The sequence below is a fragment of the Mesorhizobium sp. M7A.F.Ca.US.006.04.2.1 genome (genome assembly GCF_004022915.1).
Classification (GTDB): domain Bacteria; phylum Pseudomonadota; class Alphaproteobacteria; order Rhizobiales; family Rhizobiaceae; genus Mesorhizobium; species Mesorhizobium ciceri.
Window position 1 is genome coordinate 1 of the sequence record NZ_RZQA01001635.1, and the last position, 445, is coordinate 445.

Annotated in this window: 1 protein-coding gene; it reads right to left on the reverse strand. The window is 64.7% G+C overall.

Translation table 11 applies throughout. The features are described from left to right. A partial coding sequence (locus tag EN925_RS39155) for a serine hydrolase (RefSeq protein ID WP_164894853.1) occupies window positions 1-445 on the reverse strand: 445 nt, incomplete at both ends.

Below are 445 nucleotides of genomic sequence, written 5' to 3' on the forward strand. Positions count from 1 at the left end.
CGAGCAGATCGTAACCCCAGTTCGAGTAAAAGGCACCCGTGCCGGGAGGGAAAAGATAGGGTTCCGGCTTCGCAAGCTCAGCGCGGCTGAGGTCGAAGGTATTGCCGGCGAACGGGTCGTCCGGCGTGCCGCCTGTCTGGTTCGGTACCTCGCGCGGCAGGCCGGATGCCTGCGTCACCAGATCGATGAGCCTCGGCGTTCGTCCTTCGAGCCCAGGCACGGTCCAGTCCTTCCCGAGGTGTTTGGCAAGGGGATCGGTCGCGCCGATGACGCCATCCACAATCATCGAGCCCATCAGATCGCCGCAGAAGGTCTTGGAGATCGAGGCTATCCGCATCAGCGTATGTTCGTCGGGCACCTGCCCCGAGCCCTTGCGGATTTCGCCGAAGCCAGCGAAGGCCGTCTCGCCGTTGCGAACCGCGGCGATCACGAGGCCAGGAGCGCC